Here is a 19,164-nt window from a genome sequence, read left to right on the forward strand (position 1 = left end):
TATGAGTCAAGATACGGTTACTTTTCGATTTTTAGCCGAGCCTACCGATGTCAATTTCGGTGGTAAGGTCCACGGCGGAGTCGTCATGAAATGGATAGATCAAGCTGGCTATGCCTGTGCCGCAGGTTGGAGCGGTCATTACTGTGTCACGGTATCTGTGGCGGGAGTAAAATTTCGCCGGCCAGTGTTAGTGGGTCAATTAGTTGAAGTGAACGCCTCTATTGCGCATACCGGTAAAACCAGTATGCAAATATTTATACAAGTACGCTGTGGTGACCCCAAGACGCAACATATGGTCGAGACTAACCATTGCGTGATCAGTTTTGTCGCTATGGACCAAGCTGGCTACCCAGTAGAGGTGCCATGCTTTAAGGCAAAAACAGAAGAGCAGAAGCGCCTAGAGGCGTATGCGATTAAAATGAAAGAGATAGCCATCGAAACCGAAACACTTTTACAGAAGACCTGTTAATCGACTATTAATCAATTAGTTAGGTTCCATTCAGGGTGTAATTTTGACATTTACCGGAAAATTTTACACCTTTTTCAGGTCCATACAAAACAGCGGCGCGTTACACTCCTTAAGGCTTTGTAAACAACCTTGCGCTTTTCTGTAACTAACTGAATTATATATTAATAAAACACCTAATTTTAGTTGTTTTAAGACTCTTGGCATGGCCTCTGCTTTGTTAGGCATGAACTAACAAAATGGAGAATCAAGATGAAACACACTAATAAAACTGCTCGCTTTTCCCTTTGCGCTTTAGCGATGGCTTTGACGACAACTACAGCGATGGCGGCCCCTACAAGTTATGAACCAAGCAGTGAAGTGAACCCTCGTTTCTACACAGGTATCGGTTACGGCCAATACTCATTTGAGTTCGACAATGATGACCTAGATACTGAATTTGATGACGATGCCGGTATGCTTGAAGCTTACGTGGGTACACAGCTCAATGATTATTGGAGTTTCGAGCTCGGCTATCACAATTTTGATGAAGTGTCTGATATCGACCAACAAGCAGAACTAGATGGTGTTTCGCTATCAACTAAACTCGCTCTGCCTGTTAGTGAGCGTTTCAAAGTTTACGCTACCGCCGGTTGGCTAGAATGGGATGCAGATCTACGTGCGCAACTTGATGACCTAACTATTGCTACTACGGAAGCCGATGGCGGCGATGTGTTTTATGGCGCTGGCGTACAGTTCGCGATGACAGAGCAAGTACGCTTCAACCTTGAATACGAGCGTTATGAACTAGACGAACAAATTGACCCTGAAATGGACGTTGCGTCTGTTTCGGTTGAATACCTATTCTAATTAGCACTGCGCTTTCCCTACTTGTACAAGGGGCCCTGTGCCCCTTGTTTTTACCCGATGCCATGATTACACTGCGCTCACCTTAATTCGCTGTGTAAAACATTGTGTCTTCCCAGTATCAAATCACCGCCATTGGCCATATTCGCTCTCCGTATAAACAAAAGTTTGCTATTCCCCGGCAACCCCGGCTAGTTAGCGCGGCGCGCGCTGATCTTATCTTTACAGATGAATTTAATAGAGAAGAGTTTGTGCGTGGTATCGAGGAGTTTAGCCACCTATGGCTGTTGTTTCGTTTTCATGAAACGGCTGATAAAGGCTATTCACCGTTAGTTCGCCCTCCTCGCTTAGGAGGTAACGCTCGCAAAGGCGTGTTCGCTACCCGAGCGACATTCCGTCCCAACGCCATTGGCATGAGCGCTGTCGAACTACTAGGTGTGAATTACCAACACGGGCAGCTTAGTCTTCGTTTAGGGGGAATCGACTTACTCGATGGCACCCCGATTATTGATATCAAGCCCTATCTGCCTTATTCCGATGCCATGATGGATGCCAGTGCTGGCTTTGCCGATACCCGGCCACACACACAGATGAGTGTCAGTTTTTCTGAACAAGCACAAAGCGTTATCGACAACAGCGACCCCGCTTTAGTGCTTGAGCAATTTATCACTCAAGTGCTTCAGCAAGACCCACGGCCAGCGTATAAAAAGAGTCAGGCTGGGGTGCAGCACTACGGCATGACCTTGTATGATTTTAATATTCGCTGGCAAGTAGACGGTGAGCACAATCATGTTCTCGAAATTTGCCCGCTTTAGCGCTTTGCCCTGCGCCCGAGCGCTGCTAAACTAGCGCTCTTACCTATTAATCATTAAATAAAAAACGGAATATTCATGCGTACCAGTCAGTATTTACTTGCGACCCTGAAAGAGACGCCCTCAGATGCCGAGGTGGTGAGCCACCAGCTCATGCTTCGTGCGGGCATGATCCGCAAACTCGCCTCCGGCCTATACACTTGGCTGCCTTCCGGCGTTAAAGTGCTGAAAAAAGTTGAAAACATTGTTCGTGAGGAAATGAATAAGGCTGGCGCCATTGAGATGCTCATGCCCATCATTCAACCTGCTGAGTTGTGGCAGGAGTCGGGCCGTTGGGAACAATATGGTCCTGAGCTTTTGCGTATTGAAGACCGTCATAAACGCCCTTTTGCGTTAGGACCTACCCACGAAGAAGTGATCACTGATTGCGTGCGTAAAGAAATTAGTAGCTACAAACAGCTGCCAATCACCTTATACCAAGTACAGACCAAAGTGCGCGATGAAATTCGTCCTCGTTTTGGCATCATGCGCTCGCGCGAGTTTGTCATGAAAGACGCTTACTCGTTCCACCTAAGTGACGAGTGTTTAGCGCAAACGTATGAAAAGCTACACCAAGCATATTGCAATATTTTCGACCGTTTAGGCTTAGATTACCGCCCAGTTCTTGCAGACACCGGTTCCATTGGTGGTAATTTGTCTCATGAATTCCACGTATTGGCCGAATCCGGTGAAGACGCTATCGCCTTCAGTGATGGCAGTGATTATGCTGCAAATATCGAAAAGGCAGAGGCAAAAGCCCCGAGCGAAGCCCGTCCTGAGCCCAGCAAAGAATTGCAAAAGTTCGATACCCCGAAAGCAAAAACCATTGCTGAACTTAAAGAGCATTACGGCGTTAAGCCGCACCGTGGTGTGAAAACTTTATTTGTTTACGGCGAAGCAGACGAGCAAGAGCAACGCCCACTGGTTGCTTTAGTACTGCGTGGCGATCATGAGCTCAACGAACTCAAAGCAGAGAAGCTTGAAGGCGTGCAAGCACCACTGGAAATGGCGAGCGAAGCGGACATTGTTAAAACAGTAGGCGCTCGTCCTGGCTCTTTAGGCCCTGTTGGCTTAAATACAGCGATTATTGTTGACCGCTCAGCGGCGGTGATGGCAGATTTTGTCGCCGGTGCCAACGAAGATGATGTGCACTTCAGTGGCATCAACTGGGATCGCGACGTCAATGGCTACCAAGTTGCGGATATTCGTAACGTGGTTGATGGCGATCCGAGCCCTTGTGGTAACGGTACTTTGAGTATTAAACGAGGGATTGAAGTTGGTCATATCTTCCAGCTTGGCACCAAGTATTCCGAGGCTATGAAAGCCGGAGTATTGGCAGAAAGTGGTAAAAACCAGACCATGACCATGGGCTGTTACGGTATCGGTGTATCCCGTATCGTTGCCGCTGCCATCGAGCAAAACAATGATAAATACGGCATTATTTGGCCGAAAAATATCGCTCCATACGAACTGGCTATCGTGCCCATGAATATGCACAAGTCACATCGTATCCCTGATATTGCTGAGCGCTTTTACAGCGAATTGCAACAAGCTGGCATTGATGTACTCTTTGACGACCGCAAAGAGCGCCCTGGCGTCATGTTTAACGATATGGAACTACTGGGTGTGCCACTGACCTTAGTGATTGGTGAGCGCAACCTCGATAATGATCAAGTAGAGCTTAAAAACCGCCGTACAGGTGAAAAGCAGTTGCTGGATATTGATGGTGCGGTAGCCGCCATTGTTGCCGAGCTTGCTAAAGCATAAACGAAAAAAGCCAGTCGAGAGACTGGCTTTTTTGTTACTGGTATTTGCGGAAAAACTCCCACGCGTCAACTTTTGAGCCGTTATCCAATACACAAAAGCTGCTCTCGCCTTGGGGCTGTTGCTCAACAAGGTATTGCCCGCCCTGATCAACACAGAATTTTGCAGCGGGATTACTCATATCCACAGGCAGTTGTTGCGTTAATGGCTCGTCTTGGCAACCGCTAAGCGCAGCTGTTAACACGATACACAGCCCAGCTAAACGATACTTCATGTTGCTCTCCTATTACGCTTTACGCGTTTATCCTCGTTACACCCAAGTTTTATGGTCGACGAGGCACTGCTAAAACATCGCCAAAATGACCGGTTCTTGCAAAGCGTAAAGCCTGTTAAAGCGAACAAACCATTGCTTTGCTGTCATATTGGCTCATTGTCTCCCAGCACTTGCTTACCAAGGCTGGCTGAAGGTCGCAATAATAATCAGGCTTATACCGTTAGACAAGCAGATCCGATAGTTGTCACGGATTGTTCTTTTTTTAGTCTTTTTTTTGTCATCGCTACGCTCTAGCCTCACTATTATTACGCTGCGAGTCACACCATTATGAAACAACGTAAAACCACCCATTACCCGGCCGTATTTATCTCTGATATTCATTTAGGTTGCAAAGATTGTAAAGCCGACTATTTACTCGACTTCTTAGCCCATATTCAGTGCGATACACTTTATTTAGTGGGCGATATTATTGATTTATGGTCAATGAAAAGGCGGTTCTTTTGGCATTCCAGTCACTACCATGTACTGCAAGCACTGCAGGAGAAAGTAAAAGCAGGCACACGGGTCATTTACGTACCAGGTAATCACGATGAAACCTTTCGTAAGTATGATAAAGAGCTGCTCATGGGCGTGGAAGTACACCGGCAATTTGTGCATACCACAGGTAATGGTAAGCGCTTTGTTATCTTGCACGGTGATGACTTTGATTCTGCAACGCGTTACAGCAAACTGATCAGTATTATCGGCGACGCCGCCTATGACTTTTTGCTGTTTTTAAATCGCTGGCATAATCGCGTACGCCGCCTTTTTGGTGGCCGCTATTGGTCTTTAGCAGCGTGGTTAAAATCTCGTGTACACAAGGCCCAACAAGCGATTACAGCATTTGAAGATGCGGCCATTCACGAGGCCAAGCGCCGGGGCTATGACGGCATTGTCTGTGGTCATATTCACCAACCCAAGCTACGTGTCAGTGATGGTATTATTTACTGTAACGATGGCGACTGGATAGAGAACTGTAGCGCCTTGGTCGAGAATCATCAGGGCCGTATTGAGCTTTTACATTGGTCAGACACCCAGCATGTGATGGCTTCAAACCCGTTAAGCGAAGTGAATAGCAAGGCAGCATAAATTCATTACGTGACCGTAGGCATTATTCAACGACACGCCCGAGGTTGATTAATTTATTCACAGCTATTGCTATAAATCTAACCATCTAGCCTCTGTAAGGCGCGATTTGGTTGCATATTGAGCTTATTTCACGTACTAATAACTGCTCACTATAACGACAATAATGGAAGTGAATCTATGTCTGATGAGCAGATACCCACGCCACCGACTTCGGCGGCTGGGGATTCAAAATTGGATACCGCCTTTTTCGGTCATCCCAAAGGGTTACAAACCCTATTTTTCACAGAAATGTGGGAACGCATGAGTTACTACGGCATGCGTGCCATGCTAGTGCTGTTTATGACCGCATCGCTGCAAGAGGAAGGTTTGGCCTTCACGGTAGCGTCTGCTGCGGCAATTTACGGCCTCTATACCGGTGCAGTCTACTTCCTTGGCTTACCCGGTGGTTGGATCTCAGATCGCCTGTTAGGCGGTCAGCGAACTGTCTGGTATGGCGGTATCGTTATTATGATCGGCCATATTATCCTCGCAATTCCCCACCCTAGTTCGTTCTTTATCGGCTTAATATTTGTTGCTACCGGTACCGGTTTATTAAAACCAAACATCAGTGCCATGGTAGGTCAGCTGTATAAAACCGAAGATGAGCGTCGCGACAGTGGCTACGCAATTTATTACATGGGCATCAACCTCGGCTCTATGATTGGCTACGGTGTATGTGGCTACTTTATGGAAAATGTCGGTTGGCACTGGGCCTTTGGTGCAGCAGCCGTGGGCATGGCCATCGGTTTAGTGCAGTACCGCCTGACTCAAGGTAGTATTCGCGGCATCAATGATAAGCCAGCAAACCCATTGTCGACCAAGGGCGCATCGCTTGCTTGGACTGTTATTGGCGCATCAATTGCGATGGTCGCACTGACTGTTTACGCTGCACACAATGGCTGGTTGGTCATTGACCCGGTCGCTTTAGCGGGCTCGGTAGCCATCGTCTTTACCATTACCTTTTTCATTTACTTTGGCTACATCTACTTTTTAGGTGAGCTAACAGACGATGAAAAGCAACGCATGTGGGCACTATTCTTAGTCTGTGTAGCCTCAGCGTGTTTTTGGTCAGGGTTCGAACAGGCTGGTTCATCGTTGAACTTATTCGCTCGCGACTACACCGACCGTATGCTGGGCTCTTTTGAGATCCCAACAGCATGGTTCCAGTCAGCGAACTCATTTTTCATCATCATACTGTCACCATTTTTTGCAGCACTGTGGATTAACCTTGCCAAGCGCATGATCACGCCATCGTACAGCGTTAAATGTGCCGTGGGTCTTATCATTATGGCAACTGGCTTTTTGGTCATGTTCTTTGCCGCGCAATATGCTGCTGATGGTCTGAAAGTCGCACCTTACTGGCTTATTACCACTTACTTCCTACATACGGTAGGTGAGCTATGCCTCAGCCCAGTCGCACTCAGTGCGGTAAGCCGTTTGTCGCCTGCACGTTATGTGGGCCAAATGATGGGCGTATTTGTTCTTACCTACTCCATTGGTAATATTATCTCTGGCTTACTAGCTGGTAGCTTTGACCCAGAAAACGTTCAAGAAATCCCTGGCCTGTACATGCAAATAGCCTTGTTCAGTATTGGTGTAGGTATTATCTTGGTATTGTTTAACTTCAAAGCGAAGTATTGGGAGCGCGCGGGCCAAAATGCCCCAGAAGTTCCTGAACCAAACCCAAGCGAACAACCTGCAGAACAAAAGGTTTAATACTAAATCACGACTGCCAACGGCCCTATTTAGGGCCGTTTTTATTTCAACACCACACTCTTTGGCTAAAAAAAGAACATCATTTAGCTAGTTATTCTAATTAATACGACCAAAGTTGGATTGCTATAACAATTTTTGGCATAAGTATGAATTACCTTGCCAAATTCTGTATGATTGCCACGTTTTTATGCAGTTCAAAGGTAGTATCTATGAGTTCCTCTCAACATGTGCTCGGTGGTGAAGGCACCACCACAGCACCGGCGTGGTCTCGCCACGATACCCATTGGGTATTAAGTTTATTTGGCACCGCAGTGGGTGCAGGTATTTTATTCTTACCCATTAATGTCGGCCTCGGCGGCTTTTGGCCCCTCATCATTATGGCCTGTGCCGCATTCCCAATGACCTACCTCGCGCACCGAGGCTTAGCACGCTTTGTGTTATCGTCTAAACACGACGACAGTGACTTCACTGATGTGGTGCAAGAACACTTCGGTGCTGGCGCTGGCAGATTAATCTCACTGCTGTATTTTCTATCTATCTTCCCTATTTTACTTATTTACGGAGTCGGCCTAACCAACACCGTGAATGACTTTATCGTGCATCAACTGGGCTTTGCACAACCGCCTCGAGCGCTACTGTCCGGCGTGTTGGTGGCAGCCATGGTGGCCGTGATGCTCGGAGGCGAAAAGCTAATGCTGCGCGCCTTTGCCATCCTGGTTTACCCTTTAGTTGCGGTACTGTTTGGTTTATCTCTGTATTTAATGCCACACTGGCAGATCCCCAGTACAGATATCGCCCAAGCACCGCAGTTTATTGAGAACTTATGGCTGGCCGTGCCTGTTATCGTATTTTCTTTTAGTCATGCTGCGGCGATCTCCAGCTTTGCCAATGCACAGCGTCGTCATTATGGCCAAAGTGCACGTGTAAAGTCTGACAAAATCCTCAAGTACACTGCAATTATGCTGATAAGTTTTGTACTTCTTTTTGTATTTTCATGTGTTTTTGCGCTCAGTGCTGAACAACTTGAAGCCGCAAAGGAAGCCAATATTTCCGTGCTCTCTTATCTTGCTAATACCTATGACAACCCCCTTTTGGCCTATGTTGGCCCCTTGGTGGCCTTTATTGCCATCACCTCGTCGTTTTTTGGTCACTTCTTGGGAGCACGCGAGAGCTTCAATGGCTTAGCGGTTAAGCATTCGAAGTTAAGTTATCAGGCGGCGGATAAGCTAGGTGTTGCCTTGATGTTTGTAGCGATTTGGATTTGCGCCATCTATAACCCCAGTATTTTGGATATGATGGGGGCGATTTCAGGTCCAATCATCGCGATGATCTTATTTATTATGCCGATGATTGCAGTGTACAAAGTCCCTTCCCTTGCACGTTACAAAGGCAAGCTGAGTACGTACTTTGTGTTACTTGTAGGTGTACTAGCCGTCTCTGCGCTTCTGTATAACTTGATAGGTTAGTTGTTTGCAGCGGCAACCATGACGGCTGCCGCTGACTCCCTGTAAACCCTTTTATATCTGTATCTAGAAAGCGGAACGCTTAAAGGTTTAGGGATTTACGCGTAACGAGAAAGAGACTCGATAAACACAGTATAATGCCCACGGCCATCATTCCAATATTGATAAACCCAGGGGGTTCAACAAATAAAAATAGCTTCACCGCAGCAAATGACAGTAATGAGATCCCCACAGTCCCCACTAACAGCCCTAATCCTTGTCCTTTCATTTGTGTCTTTCCTTCTTTTATCCCTATGCACTTTATGCACATTGAAACTGAGCGAACAGCGCTAAATTGGCAGCCCCTGCTTAGTTTGATTGTTTTCTGGAACGTTTGAGGTTGTCTTTAAACTCTTTCCATCCAGAACAAAGCTCTCCACCGGCCTTGGCACACTCATTGAGCACTTCCTCGGCTTTTTGCTCATCCACGGCAACACCTTTGCCATCTCGATAGGCTTCATATACGTAGTACATAGCGGTTAAATTGCCATTGTCAGCGCCCTGCTGATAATAATCGAACGCCTTTTCAGGATTCTTGTCGCCAAAATTTCCCTCTTCATATAATTTTGCATAAAAATAGAACGCGGTTGTGTTTCCGTTTTCGATAGCTTTATTGAGCCAATAGTGCGACTTATCATAATTTGGCTTCAACCCCAGAGCAAAAAGCCAACCAGAGCGAGCCATAGCTTGTGCATCCCCCTGTTTAGCTTTCTCCAGTTGGATATCAAGATTACTATCGTCTTTGCCAAACAACGTGGCTTTCAGTGAGTTATCAGTTTTCACTTGTTGAGCATAAGATGCGGTGCTACTGATAATCCCCAGCAAGACTATTAACGTTAGTTTTTTCATAACAATCCTTATTTATAGAAAACGAATCATCGATGAGATGATAATGCCAACAACGCCCAATAAAACGGCAATACGTATATGAAACAGCATCGGCAGTGCCTGTTTTGTTGAGCGCTCAAGCGATACCGGATAGTTCATATGGGTAAGCGCTAATAACAGCGCTTGACCATTGATGGCCATATTGCTCACTGCAATAGTCGGGCCTTCGTCGGTTATAAAGGTTAATGACACCACGTGTGGGCGTTTAATTTTGCGTCGAGACCAGCCAATGGAATAGCTATCTACTACGTAATAATTCCATCTTGCCTCTATCGAGCGGACTTGCTCCTTTGCTACCTTACGCGCTTTTTTGTCTGCAAACAGCAGTGCTGGGAGTTGTAAATACTGCTCGTCAACCACAATATCGCTTTGAGGTGATTGGCCGATAAAGTAATACTGATTACATAAATGGGCTCGAACCAGCCAATAACTCAGGTAGGTCAGCGCTAAAAGAACACACCCAGCAATCCAGTTTTGGGAGGAGCTCACAACGCCTATAGTTATTAGCAAACCAAAAGCGACCGCAATATATACAGTCTTACGTTGACTGTTTGGCAGTGGCATCGCAAAGCGCGACACGCTATGGCTTGAGAGTATCTCGCCAGGAGAAGTATGGCGATAGAAAATATCAGCTACAGTGTCTTTGCTGGCTACAGCGGCTTTGTGCCCCTTTTTACTCGCTGTCCCCTTACTACGTAGGGTGTAATCAATGCCTGAGTCCGCGAGTAAACGCTTGATCAGTTCACCTTGGCCTCTAAAGTCGAAGCGCTCCACTTGGGTGCTATGCTCAGATGAAAAGGTAAGCATTAACTCGTTTTTAGCGCGCCCACACGTTAGCACAAGCTCATTGAGCGATGACAGCGCAATACGCTTTACGCTAAAGGTTATCACCCCGATGCCAAACAACTTTAGTTGGCTGCGAATTAGCAGAGCGTCGTTATCGAGTATAAAGCGCCGCTGATAAGCCGCAAGCAACAAGGTAAACAGCGTGTTTATTACAACTGACTCAATATCACCGCTAACGATAGCTAGGACGACTAACAGTGAAAAGAAGCCAGCTAAAATGGTCGCTATCCACTCCCGCAACGATTTTATCTGTAATCCTTGGCTCATTTTTATTCCTTTTTATGACCGAGCTTTGATTTGGTTTAGTTTGAGCTTTCCTACTCGTTTAAATTTTGCAGGTATTCCATGAGGTTGAGAGTTTGTTCAGTGATGTCTTTTTTAGGATACCCTGCGGGCAAAGAAAAGGCCGACGGCTCTAGCGCCCCCCATTTTTGCTTTTGTAGTGTCAATACATAGCCGCTATCAAGATCCTCTATGCGACTTGGAAGCGCATCGTGATCATAGGTAAATAAACGCAGTAACTCATCGACGTTGTCGGCCATTAACCCCAGTCCTGACTGGGGAATTTGCATCTGCTGCTCTAAACGAGTTTTGAGCCAATCAAGCTCGGAGGCACTAAGTCGCGATTGCTCAGTCTGCACACGATATACCACAACCTCATCACGTACCCCTTGGTATTGCTGTGTATTTATCTGAGAGAAAGTGGCCGCACTGGGGTCGTTGCTAGGGTCGAGCATCATCTTCCATAACTGCTGCTCACTCTTGCCCATTCTCTCGGCCATAGCTTTAAGTTGGCTACTGGCATTTTCATAAAAAGGCTGAAAGTCGCGAAACAAGATCTGCTTGTGGCTATGAATAAGCACATACTGGCCTTCGCCTTGCCGGGTGATTTGCGATAACTGCATATCGGGCAAGCGGTAATGGTTGGCAATGGCCGAATTGGATATATGTAACATCGCTTCACCGCGCTCACCGGTGTGGCGATTGTCTACTTGATAAACGAGGGTAAGTGACTGGGCTGAAGCAGAGCTGGCTACCATCGCCAGCCATACCAATAATAAGCGCATAAATATCGTCCACTGATAAAGCAATCCTTTGAATAATGGACGATATTAGCAAACTAGGCTGCCAAGTAAAGCGCCGCTAAGGGCGCATGGCTGAAAAAACCCTTTAACTATTTTCCTTCGCCGCTACCGTGAATATGGGTGAAGATATGACTAACTTGCGCATTATTTTGCGGTCCGCTATAGCCATGACATGCAAAACAATTAGCAGCGGGTTGCAGGCTACTTTTACCACTGTAACTCAACTCACCAAAGCCTTGCTGAGCATTGGTCTCCATGGTGGTATTGGCAAGTTGAATAGAGCCTCGTTGATTCTCAAGGCTACTGGGTTGACTGGGATCACTGACCCACAATGCCCCAACTAACATGTACTGGCTGAGTACCTGGAGCTCACTACTATTAGGCAAGGCGGCAAAGCTGCTTTGTAACTGCTTATTAATGGTAGTGATATTAGCGCGATTTTTTGTCGCTTGATTATCCCCTTCGCGTGTACCTTGTGCGTAGACCTGGCAAATTTCTGTTGGTGTGCCAGTCAAGGGTGTGCTGCCGGAGATATCCGCTGTTTTATTGAAGTCACAGCCCGCTTTCGGGTTAGGTAAGGAGCTTGCGCATTGGCTACTGGCAAAACTCCACCCTTGCGACGTTTTTGGCTTAGTTTGACAGTCGGGAGCGTTGCTACGATGCTCGAACGTAGCCCAAATAAATTCTGGGTGCAACGCCGTACTTTTTACTAAATGAAAACCCACCATACCGTAAATCTCGTCGCTCTCAAGCTTGCCGTTGGCGTTAGTATCAGATTGGATCCACACATAGTCACTTTTCTCTTGTTCGCTGATCTTGCGCCAAGACGACTTTATCTCCGTCGTGCCAGCAGGCAGCGTTGTCGAGGTTGATGCAACATTACACATGTCTTTATTAAAGCGAGCCTCGTAGAGAACGACGTTACCTTGTTGGTCATAAATAACTGCGTTGTTGAGCGCCTGGTTGGTGCCGCTAGGCAAAGTGAAATCACCGCTGCTAGTGTGGCTGTCTTTCTGCGTGCGAATAAAGAGCTTTGACGCAACGGTGTTCGTTGCACAGGAGTTTTGTTCAGTCCCCAAAAACAAGGGATATTGGCCGGAGTCAAGGAAGTTGCGTGTCGATTGCGGCGCTGCCATTAGATTGATAAACCACTGCCAAGAAAATTGATAAAATTGACATAGGTTCTCACCCTCCCCCGGAATTTCTGCCGGTGGGTTGCTGGGGTTGGTAACCCACTGCTGACTGGCCTTGCAAAACAGCGGATCACCGCTTTGGATTTCATCAGCCACTGGGGTCGCATTGTTACAGCCACTAAGCACCAGCGCGATGCTAGTCGCCAAGATGAGCGGTTGGGTAAGATTCATGACGGTTCCTTCTATACCATTTAGCGTAGTGCTGAGTATAGAAGGAACGCCTTATATAGATATTACATCTGGTAACAATTAGTTAACCAAATTACCTAATTTAGCGAAACAACACATCCTCTTTATTAAACCAGTAGGTACAAAATGCCAGTAACGCCCCGGCAAGCACCACGGTGGCTGCAAAGATAAGTCCCACTAAGCCCAAATCAACTGTGCCTTTAATGATCTCTTTGATAGCCAGACAAATATTAGTGATAGGGATCAGCGCTGTTTTAGCGGTCAATTCCATATTCGGCATGATGGCGACAATGATAGGGATGAACACTAAAAATGACAGCGGCGACATGTAGTTTTGTGCTTCTTTAAAGCTGCGCGCATAAATAGAAATGGTCAGCGCTAAAGAGCCGAAAATCGCCGCAACTGGAATTAATAGCAACAAAATTAATAATAAGTCGGTCACCATTACCGTACCAAAGGCTTCTTTAAGCATATCAAGCTCAATAAATTGCCCAGCCAGGGTGATCCATAAGCCAAAACTGAGCACCGTGACCATGGCGCTGGTAATGCCACTGCAAAATACCGTTAAGAATTTACCGAGCACCACTTGAGTGCGTGATAGAGGCGTCAATAATAGGGTCTCCAGAGTACCGCGCTCTTTTTCACCGGCCCCTAAGTCAATGGCCGGATACATAGCGCCGGTCAGCACTAAAGGTAGCAGCAGATAAGGGATATAGGCACCGATTTTCTCACCGAGATTCTCGCGCTGATCGGCGGTATTGACCTTCTCAAGCTCAATGGGCTGTAGCAACGCCGCCTGAGCATCTTCACTGACCCCAAGCTCAATAAGCTTGGCACTTTGTAGTTGCTGCGCGTATTTGTCCGCCACTTCTTTCAAGTTGGTAAATAAGAAGTTGATGGTTTGCGCATCATTAAATATAACTTGCCAGGTGCTTTGTTCACCGTTATCCAGCGCCCCTTGCGCATCGTGTGGAATATAAATACCGACATCAATGGTTCCTGCTTCCACCGCCGCTTTTAAGTCATCAATGCTCTGGTATGAATGCTTTTGTTCAAGCTCTTTAAAGCTTTTATGAAAAAAGACTTCCTTCGCGAAAGGCTCTGCATATTGGGCATTAACGATGACATATGTGTGCACTTCCTGCTTGGCCTCAAGCGCGGCCTGCGATGCTAAAAAGCCAATAAGCGCAAAAATTATCGGAAAAATAAGCAGCGGCAGCGCAACCACGAACATCAGCGTTTTTCTATCGCGTAACAGCTCTTTTATTTCCTTTAAAAATACTTCATACATGGCGATGATCCTCAAGAATGTTCATAAACGCGTCGTTCAGCGCTGTCGCGCGCCCTTGCTCGCTAAACTGCGCTAAGGTGCCGTCAAAGCAAGTGACCCCTAAGTCAATAACGCTGACGCGGTCACACAATAACGCAACTTCATCGAGATGATGGGTCGAGAAAATCACCGGTGTGCCCTGCTCTTTAAGGCCTTTAATAAAGTTAATCACCGTTTGCGTGGTCATAATATCTAAGCCTGTGGTGGGCTCATCCAATATCACCACATCGGGCTTATGTACCACGGCTCTGGCGATATTGGTTTTTTGCTTCATTCCGGTAGACAGGTTATCGGCTCGTTTATCCAAAAAGCTGTGCATATCCAACAAGGTAAACAGCTCTTCACAACGCTCTGCGAGCGCCGAACCTCTCAGACCATGGAGCTTGGCGAAGTACTCAACATTTTCTTTCGCTGTTAAGCGCCCATACAAGCCTGTAGACCCTGAGAGAAAACCAATAGCTTTGCGCCCCGCTAAGGGCTTTTTAACCGCGTCCACGCCATTGACTTCAATGCTTCCTGAGTCGGGTTTTAATGCGGTTGATAACATTCGTAGCGTGGTGGTTTTACCGGCGCCATTAGGCCCAAGTAACCCCAGCACTTCACCTTGATTGCAATGAAAACTGACATCGCGCACCGAATGGAAAAAGTCTTTGTCTTCACGGGGGTCTTGCTGCGACTCTTTGACATTTTTCTTATGGTCTTTGGTGAGTTTGAACTTTTTCTGTAGCCCATTCACTCTTATCATTATTTTGTGTTCCTTCGTTTTGGTCGAAAGTAGTCCGTATTGGCATAAAAATTCGGGTCGACATTATCGTCATACCATCCCGGCACCCCGAGCAAGGGAAGCGGGGATAGCTGCGAGTTATCAGCCAACACATTTTGCTCGGCTATCATCTCATATAGGCGCGCATCGAGGTAGCGGTATTGGGCACTTAAATCTTTACAAAATATATCAGCGTCAACGTCGATAAATAACGCTTTCCCCGTTAAGCCAATAAACGGCTGTGTCAGCATTTCATAATTAGCATGGCCAAAGGTATAGGCACGAATGCTATGTTGCCACTGCTCTTTGCGCTCTACAAATACCTCCTGCCACTGGTGTTGGCGAAAGGCGGTTATCCAACTGGGGTCACTCACCGCTAATACCACGGCACATTCATCAAATAAGGTCAGTGCATTACGGGTTTTACTGCGCTTAGAGCAGGTTTGCAGGGCCATTTCCTCAATATGTAAGCGATTGAGTAAGGCCTTGGTTTTAGGAAATAGCTGCCATATATAGGCACCAAACAGATCATGCCAGTTTTCGCTGCGCGTGGGGACTTTGCCAGTTTCATAAATGAACTGCTCATAATAGCGCCCATCCAGTTCAAACTCGCTATTGGCTATAAATTCTATGGCCAAACCTTGGGCGTTCACCAATTGATGTTGGTTTAACTCACTTAAACTCGGCCAGTCGCGATATTGCTCTAAAGCAAACAGGGCATTGAGGTGGGCGAATGCACCACCTTGTAAACAATCAGTGCGCCACTGTGGATAGGGAGTAAAACGTTTCATTACTACTTATTTTAACCGTAAATTTTGCCTAGTTTAGCGCAAAAACTGGTGTAATTTCATCGCTATCCTTATACTGGCTTTCGTCTTATAGCAATGAAATGAATAAATATGAAACGCTATTTCCCACTGACTTTACTTGCCGGCGGCATCCTTGCTGGCTGTGCAAGCACACAAATTACTGAACAAGACGTTATGGCGGGCTGGAACAGCATCAACGCTGAACAACTCGCGCAGCACGTTAAAACACTGGCTTCCGATGAGTTTGGCGGACGTGCTCCGTCAACCAAAGGCGAAGAGCTTACGCTGGCTTATCTCACCGAACAATTTACGGCCCTAGGCTTTAAGCCCGGCAATGGTGATAGCTTCTTACAAGAAGTGCCGCTGGTGTCGATTGAAGCGGACCCCAATATGACCCTTAATATTGGTGGTAAAGACTACCAATATAAAAAAGACATGGTCATGGGGACCAGCCGTATTAGTGCTAAAGAAGCCATCAATGATTCTGAGCTGGTATTTGTTGGCTATGGTGTGAATGCCCCAGAATATGGCTGGAACGACTATGAAGGCCTTGATGTAAAAGGCAAGACCGTGGTGATGCTAGTTAACGACCCAGGGTTTGCGACCAAAGATCCGGAGTTGTTCACCGGCGATGCCATGACCTACTATGGCCGCTGGACATATAAATACGAAGAAGCAAGCCGCCAAGGCGCTGCTGGTGCTATTATTGTGCACGAGACCGCACCTGCATCTTACCCGTGGTCGGTGGTCGAAAACTCGTGGAGCGGCCCCCAGTTTGGTTTCCAAAAAGACAACAACAATATGGACCGCGTGGCGGTGGAAGGCTGGGTGACTGTGGATGTAGCCAAAGAGCTATTCGCAAAAGCCGGTCTGGACTTTGACCAAGCTAAACAACGTGCAAGCGAAGGTGCTTACCATGTTGATATGGGCGATTTAACTGCCAGCGTTGAAGTAAACAGCGAAATCAAAAAATCGATTTCCTATAACTTTATCGCCACGCTACCGGGCAGCACGAAACCTGATGAGCACATTATCTACTCCGCGCACTGGGATCACTTAGGAACCGATAAGAATCGTAAGGGCGACCAGATTTATAATGGCGCACATGATAATGCCACCGGCACTGGCGGTATGATTGAAGTCGCTGAAGCCTTTGCCACATTGCCCAAAAACCCAGACCGTTCGATGACGTTTTTAGCCGTTACTGCTGAAGAGCAAGGTCTGTTAGGGGCAAAATACTACGCTGCTAACCCAGTTATCGATATCGATAAAACCGTTGCCAATATCAATATGGACAGCTTGAACCTACTCGGTAAGGTTAAAGATATCAGCGTTGTCGGCATGGGTAAGTCTGAACTTGATGATATGCTAAGCGAAGCCGCTAAAATGCAGCAGCGCAGTGTGTCTGGTGACCCTAAACCAAGCTCAGGTGGGTATTATCGCTCTGATCACTTTGCCTTTGCCAACATGGGTGTGCCAGCGATGTACGCCGGGGGTGGCAGTGAGCCTGCAGATGCGCAAACGGCTAAGTATCGTAAACGTATGGGCCTAGTGTTGCGCGGCTGTTATCACCAGCCTTGCGATCGCTACCGCGATGAATGGGATTTATCCGGTGCAGTACAGGATTTGCAGCTGTTCTATAAAGTGGGCTATGACATCTCACAGCAAAGCGAATGGCCGCAGTGGTATGCAGACGCGGAATTCCAAAGATCTAAATAGGTTTAATTATCATTTAGATTAAACTATAGTGTAACCTAGTTTATGATCTAGGTTACACATTATGCCCGTATCGACTCTCTCACCCTGTGTTCTTACCACCAATTGGATGAAAGTCATTAATAAACGGTTATTTTTCCCTCTTGGTTTGGCGCTACTGTTGGCCTTACCTAGCACCCGCGAACTGACGTTAACGGCGCTCAGTGATGCGTTTTTTCAGGTCAGTGTCTTTGTCGCTGCTACCCTATTACTCTACTACCTGCTAATAAAGCGTTATCCTTTACTGGAATTAGGGCAGTTCTCTCAGCGTTACCCTAAATTTGAAGTGTTATTTGCGGCGTTCTTAGGCGCGTTGCCTGGCTGTGGTGGTGCCATTATTGTCGTGACCCAATTTACCCGGGGGCAAGTCAGTTTCGGTGCCGTTGTGGCGGTGTTAAGCGCAACAATGGGAGATGCCGCATTTTTACTCTTGGCAGCCAGTCCTTTCGATGCCCTGTTAGTACTTGCTATTAGCCTGGTGGCGGGCACGTTGATGGGCACGCTGGTCAATAAAATACACGCCGATATCGAATTTCACCATAAAAAACCAGACCCCGATGTATTGCAAGGCAAGCCTGCAAGCCCATTATTAATGGCGACAAAGCAAATATGGATATGGACATTACCATTGTTATTACTTGTTGCCCTCGTTTTGGCGTTTAATATCGAGCCGGCAACCCTATTCCAAGGTGCCGATACCATGGTGCTGTATGGCAGTAGTGTTTTAGCGGTGGCGTCGATGCTGGTGTGGGCGCTCACCAAAAATGAGGGTAATTATCAATCTATTGCCTGTGAAGACTGCCCGCCCGAGCCAGAATCTGCAACTCTTAAGGCTATACAAGATACCCATTTTATTACTGTCTGGGTGGTGGCTGCGTTTATTACTTTTGAACTTGTCAGCACCCTCGCAGGGCTTGATTTAGCGGTGTGGTTTAATCAGTATGCACTATGGACGCCCTTAATCGCTGCGCTGATTGGTTTAATTCCCGGTTGTGGCCCGCAGATTGTTGTCACTGGCCTATACCTTCAAGGTGGGCTCCCCTTCAGTGCCTTGTTAGCCAATGCCATCTCAAATGATGGGGATGCCTTATTCCCTGCCATCGCCCTGTCACCCAAGGCCGCATTTATTGCTACAGTCTATACCTTGATACCGGCGCTCGTTTTAGGCTATGGCTGGTATTTTATAAAGCTGTGGACATAAAAAAAGCCGGTAATGAACCGGCTCTTTGTATATCGTTATCAATTAGGCAGTGGCGCCTTCGATATCACCTTCTTTAGGGTTTGCACCCCAATCGTTGTCACCTTCTTGGCTGTCTTGCGCAAGGAAGATAATAACTACGATAAAACCGATAATTGGAATAAGGTAAAGTAGTTGCCACCAACCAGAACGGCCAGTATCGTGTAAGCGACGAGCACCCGCAGCTAAACTTGGAACAAGTAGCACTAACGAGTAGATTGAACCGATAAAAGCCGTGCCTAAAACGCCATCAATCACCGCAGTAACGATGCTAAAGATGAAGTTGAATAAAAAGAACATCCAGTAAGCTTTACGACGGATACGGCCTTTAAAATCAGCAAAGCGTTGAAACGCTTCAATATAATAGTTCATCACTATTTTCCTATTAGTTATTTTGAAATTCCTTTGTCCTGAGCGATGTACGTCAGAGCAAGCCACCTTTGCAGCGCAAAAGTTAGGATAATAATAGAGGAAAATAGCTAT

Annotated in this window: 19 protein-coding genes; 9 read left to right on the plus strand and 10 right to left on the minus strand. The window is 46.7% G+C overall.

The genetic code is table 11. From position 1 onward, the window contains the following. Position 1: 1 nt before the first annotated feature. The 4 genes from MHM93_RS00720 (at position 2) to MHM93_RS00735 (ending at position 3,930) form a co-directional block, all read left to right on the plus strand. A complete protein-coding gene (locus MHM93_RS00720) occupies positions 2-469 on the plus strand; it encodes an acyl-CoA thioesterase (protein WP_022946572.1) in 468 nt (155 codons plus the stop codon). A gap of 249 nt (positions 470-718) precedes the next feature. Beyond that, positions 719-1,315 carry an outer membrane beta-barrel protein gene (locus tag MHM93_RS00725; protein WP_239447567.1) on the plus strand — a complete coding sequence of 199 codons (597 nt, stop codon included), beginning with the start codon at positions 719-721 and terminating at the stop codon, positions 1,313-1,315. Positions 1,316-1,419: 104 nt separating this feature from the next. Next, positions 1,420-2,127 (plus strand): tRNA (N6-threonylcarbamoyladenosine(37)-N6)-methyltransferase TrmO, encoded by a 708-nt coding sequence (tsaA, locus tag MHM93_RS00730; RefSeq protein WP_053910469.1) that lies wholly within the window; start codon positions 1,420-1,422, stop codon positions 2,125-2,127. A 75-nt stretch (positions 2,128-2,202) separates the two neighbouring features. Further along, positions 2,203-3,930, plus strand: a complete 1,728-nt coding sequence (locus MHM93_RS00735) for a proline--tRNA ligase (protein ID WP_239447568.1) — start codon at positions 2,203-2,205, stop codon at positions 3,928-3,930. A 34-nt stretch (positions 3,931-3,964) separates the two neighbouring features. On the opposite strand, the gene MHM93_RS00740 is transcribed toward MHM93_RS00735, so the two are convergent. Further along, positions 3,965-4,201, minus strand: a complete 237-nt coding sequence (locus tag MHM93_RS00740; RefSeq protein WP_053910467.1) for a DUF333 domain-containing protein — start codon at positions 4,199-4,201, stop codon at positions 3,965-3,967. Positions 4,202-4,528: 327 nt separating this feature from the next. Between MHM93_RS00740 and MHM93_RS00745 the strand changes: the two genes are divergently transcribed. From MHM93_RS00745 to MHM93_RS00755, 3 genes are all read left to right on the plus strand, one after another. After that, on the plus strand, positions 4,529-5,329 hold the full coding sequence (locus tag MHM93_RS00745) for a UDP-2,3-diacylglucosamine diphosphatase (protein ID WP_022946567.1): 801 nt from the start codon (positions 4,529-4,531) through the stop codon (positions 5,327-5,329). A 177-nt stretch (positions 5,330-5,506) separates the two neighbouring features. After that, positions 5,507-7,084 (plus strand): peptide MFS transporter, encoded by a 1,578-nt coding sequence (locus MHM93_RS00750; RefSeq protein ID WP_239447569.1) that lies wholly within the window; start codon positions 5,507-5,509, stop codon positions 7,082-7,084. Positions 7,085-7,293: 209 nt separating this feature from the next. After that, entirely contained in the window at positions 7,294-8,550 is a 1,257-nt protein-coding gene (locus MHM93_RS00755) for an aromatic amino acid transport family protein (protein ID WP_239447570.1), read from the plus strand. Between the two features lie 79 nt (positions 8,551-8,629). On the opposite strand, the gene MHM93_RS00760 is transcribed toward MHM93_RS00755, so the two are convergent. The 8 genes from MHM93_RS00760 to MHM93_RS00795 all read right to left on the minus strand — a co-directional run bounded on the left by MHM93_RS00760 (position 8,630) and on the right by MHM93_RS00795 (position 15,671). Next, on the minus strand, positions 8,630-8,815 hold the full coding sequence (locus MHM93_RS00760; protein WP_239447571.1) for a hypothetical protein: 186 nt from the start codon (positions 8,813-8,815) through the stop codon (positions 8,630-8,632). An 80-nt stretch (positions 8,816-8,895) separates the two neighbouring features. Then, on the minus strand, positions 8,896-9,435 hold the full coding sequence (locus MHM93_RS00765; protein ID WP_239447572.1) for a tetratricopeptide repeat protein: 540 nt from the start codon (positions 9,433-9,435) through the stop codon (positions 8,896-8,898). Positions 9,436-9,447: 12 nt separating this feature from the next. Continuing rightward, positions 9,448-10,587: a hypothetical protein gene (locus tag MHM93_RS00770; protein ID WP_239447573.1), complete on the minus strand. Its 1,140-nt coding sequence runs from the start codon at positions 10,585-10,587 to the stop codon at positions 9,448-9,450. A gap of 50 nt (positions 10,588-10,637) precedes the next feature. Beyond that, complete coding sequence (locus MHM93_RS00775; protein ID WP_239447574.1) at positions 10,638-11,387, minus strand: hypothetical protein; 750 nt, start codon at positions 11,385-11,387, stop codon at positions 10,638-10,640. Positions 11,388-11,494: 107 nt separating this feature from the next. Then, positions 11,495-12,769 (minus strand): hypothetical protein, encoded by a 1,275-nt coding sequence (locus MHM93_RS00780; RefSeq protein ID WP_239447575.1) that lies wholly within the window; start codon positions 12,767-12,769, stop codon positions 11,495-11,497. A 100-nt stretch (positions 12,770-12,869) separates the two neighbouring features. Further along, positions 12,870-14,078 carry an ABC transporter permease gene (locus MHM93_RS00785; RefSeq protein WP_239447576.1) on the minus strand — a complete coding sequence of 403 codons (1,209 nt, stop codon included), beginning with the start codon at positions 14,076-14,078 and terminating at the stop codon, positions 12,870-12,872. Further along, positions 14,071-14,862, minus strand: a complete 792-nt coding sequence (locus MHM93_RS00790; protein ID WP_045978335.1) for an ATP-binding cassette domain-containing protein — start codon at positions 14,860-14,862, stop codon at positions 14,071-14,073. Before MHM93_RS00790 ends, MHM93_RS00785 begins: the two co-directional genes overlap by 8 nt. Further along, on the minus strand, positions 14,862-15,671 hold the full coding sequence (locus tag MHM93_RS00795; protein WP_239447577.1) for a DUF3025 domain-containing protein: 810 nt from the start codon (positions 15,669-15,671) through the stop codon (positions 14,862-14,864). The genes MHM93_RS00790 and MHM93_RS00795 overlap by 1 nt, the downstream gene beginning before the upstream one ends. A gap of 108 nt (positions 15,672-15,779) precedes the next feature. Here MHM93_RS00795 and MHM93_RS00800 point away from each other — a divergent pair, with 108 nt between their 5' ends. Together MHM93_RS00800 and MHM93_RS00805 are read left to right on the plus strand one after the other, a co-directional pair. Next, positions 15,780-17,408: a M28 family metallopeptidase gene (locus MHM93_RS00800; RefSeq protein ID WP_045978337.1), complete on the plus strand. Its 1,629-nt coding sequence runs from the start codon at positions 15,780-15,782 to the stop codon at positions 17,406-17,408. 61 nt (positions 17,409-17,469) lie between these two features. After that, complete coding sequence (locus MHM93_RS00805; RefSeq protein WP_239447578.1) at positions 17,470-18,645, plus strand: putative manganese transporter; 1,176 nt, start codon at positions 17,470-17,472, stop codon at positions 18,643-18,645. 42 nt (positions 18,646-18,687) lie between these two features. Here the strand turns inward: MHM93_RS00805 and MHM93_RS00810 are convergent, their stop codons facing one another. Then, on the minus strand, positions 18,688-19,053 hold the full coding sequence (locus tag MHM93_RS00810) for a DUF805 domain-containing protein (protein WP_022946553.1): 366 nt from the start codon (positions 19,051-19,053) through the stop codon (positions 18,688-18,690). Between the last annotated feature and the right edge of the window lie 111 nt (positions 19,054-19,164).

This window comes from Pseudoalteromonas sp. MM17-2, assembly GCF_022347945.1.
GTDB classification, from domain to species: Bacteria; Pseudomonadota; Gammaproteobacteria; order Enterobacterales; family Alteromonadaceae; genus Pseudoalteromonas; species Pseudoalteromonas ruthenica.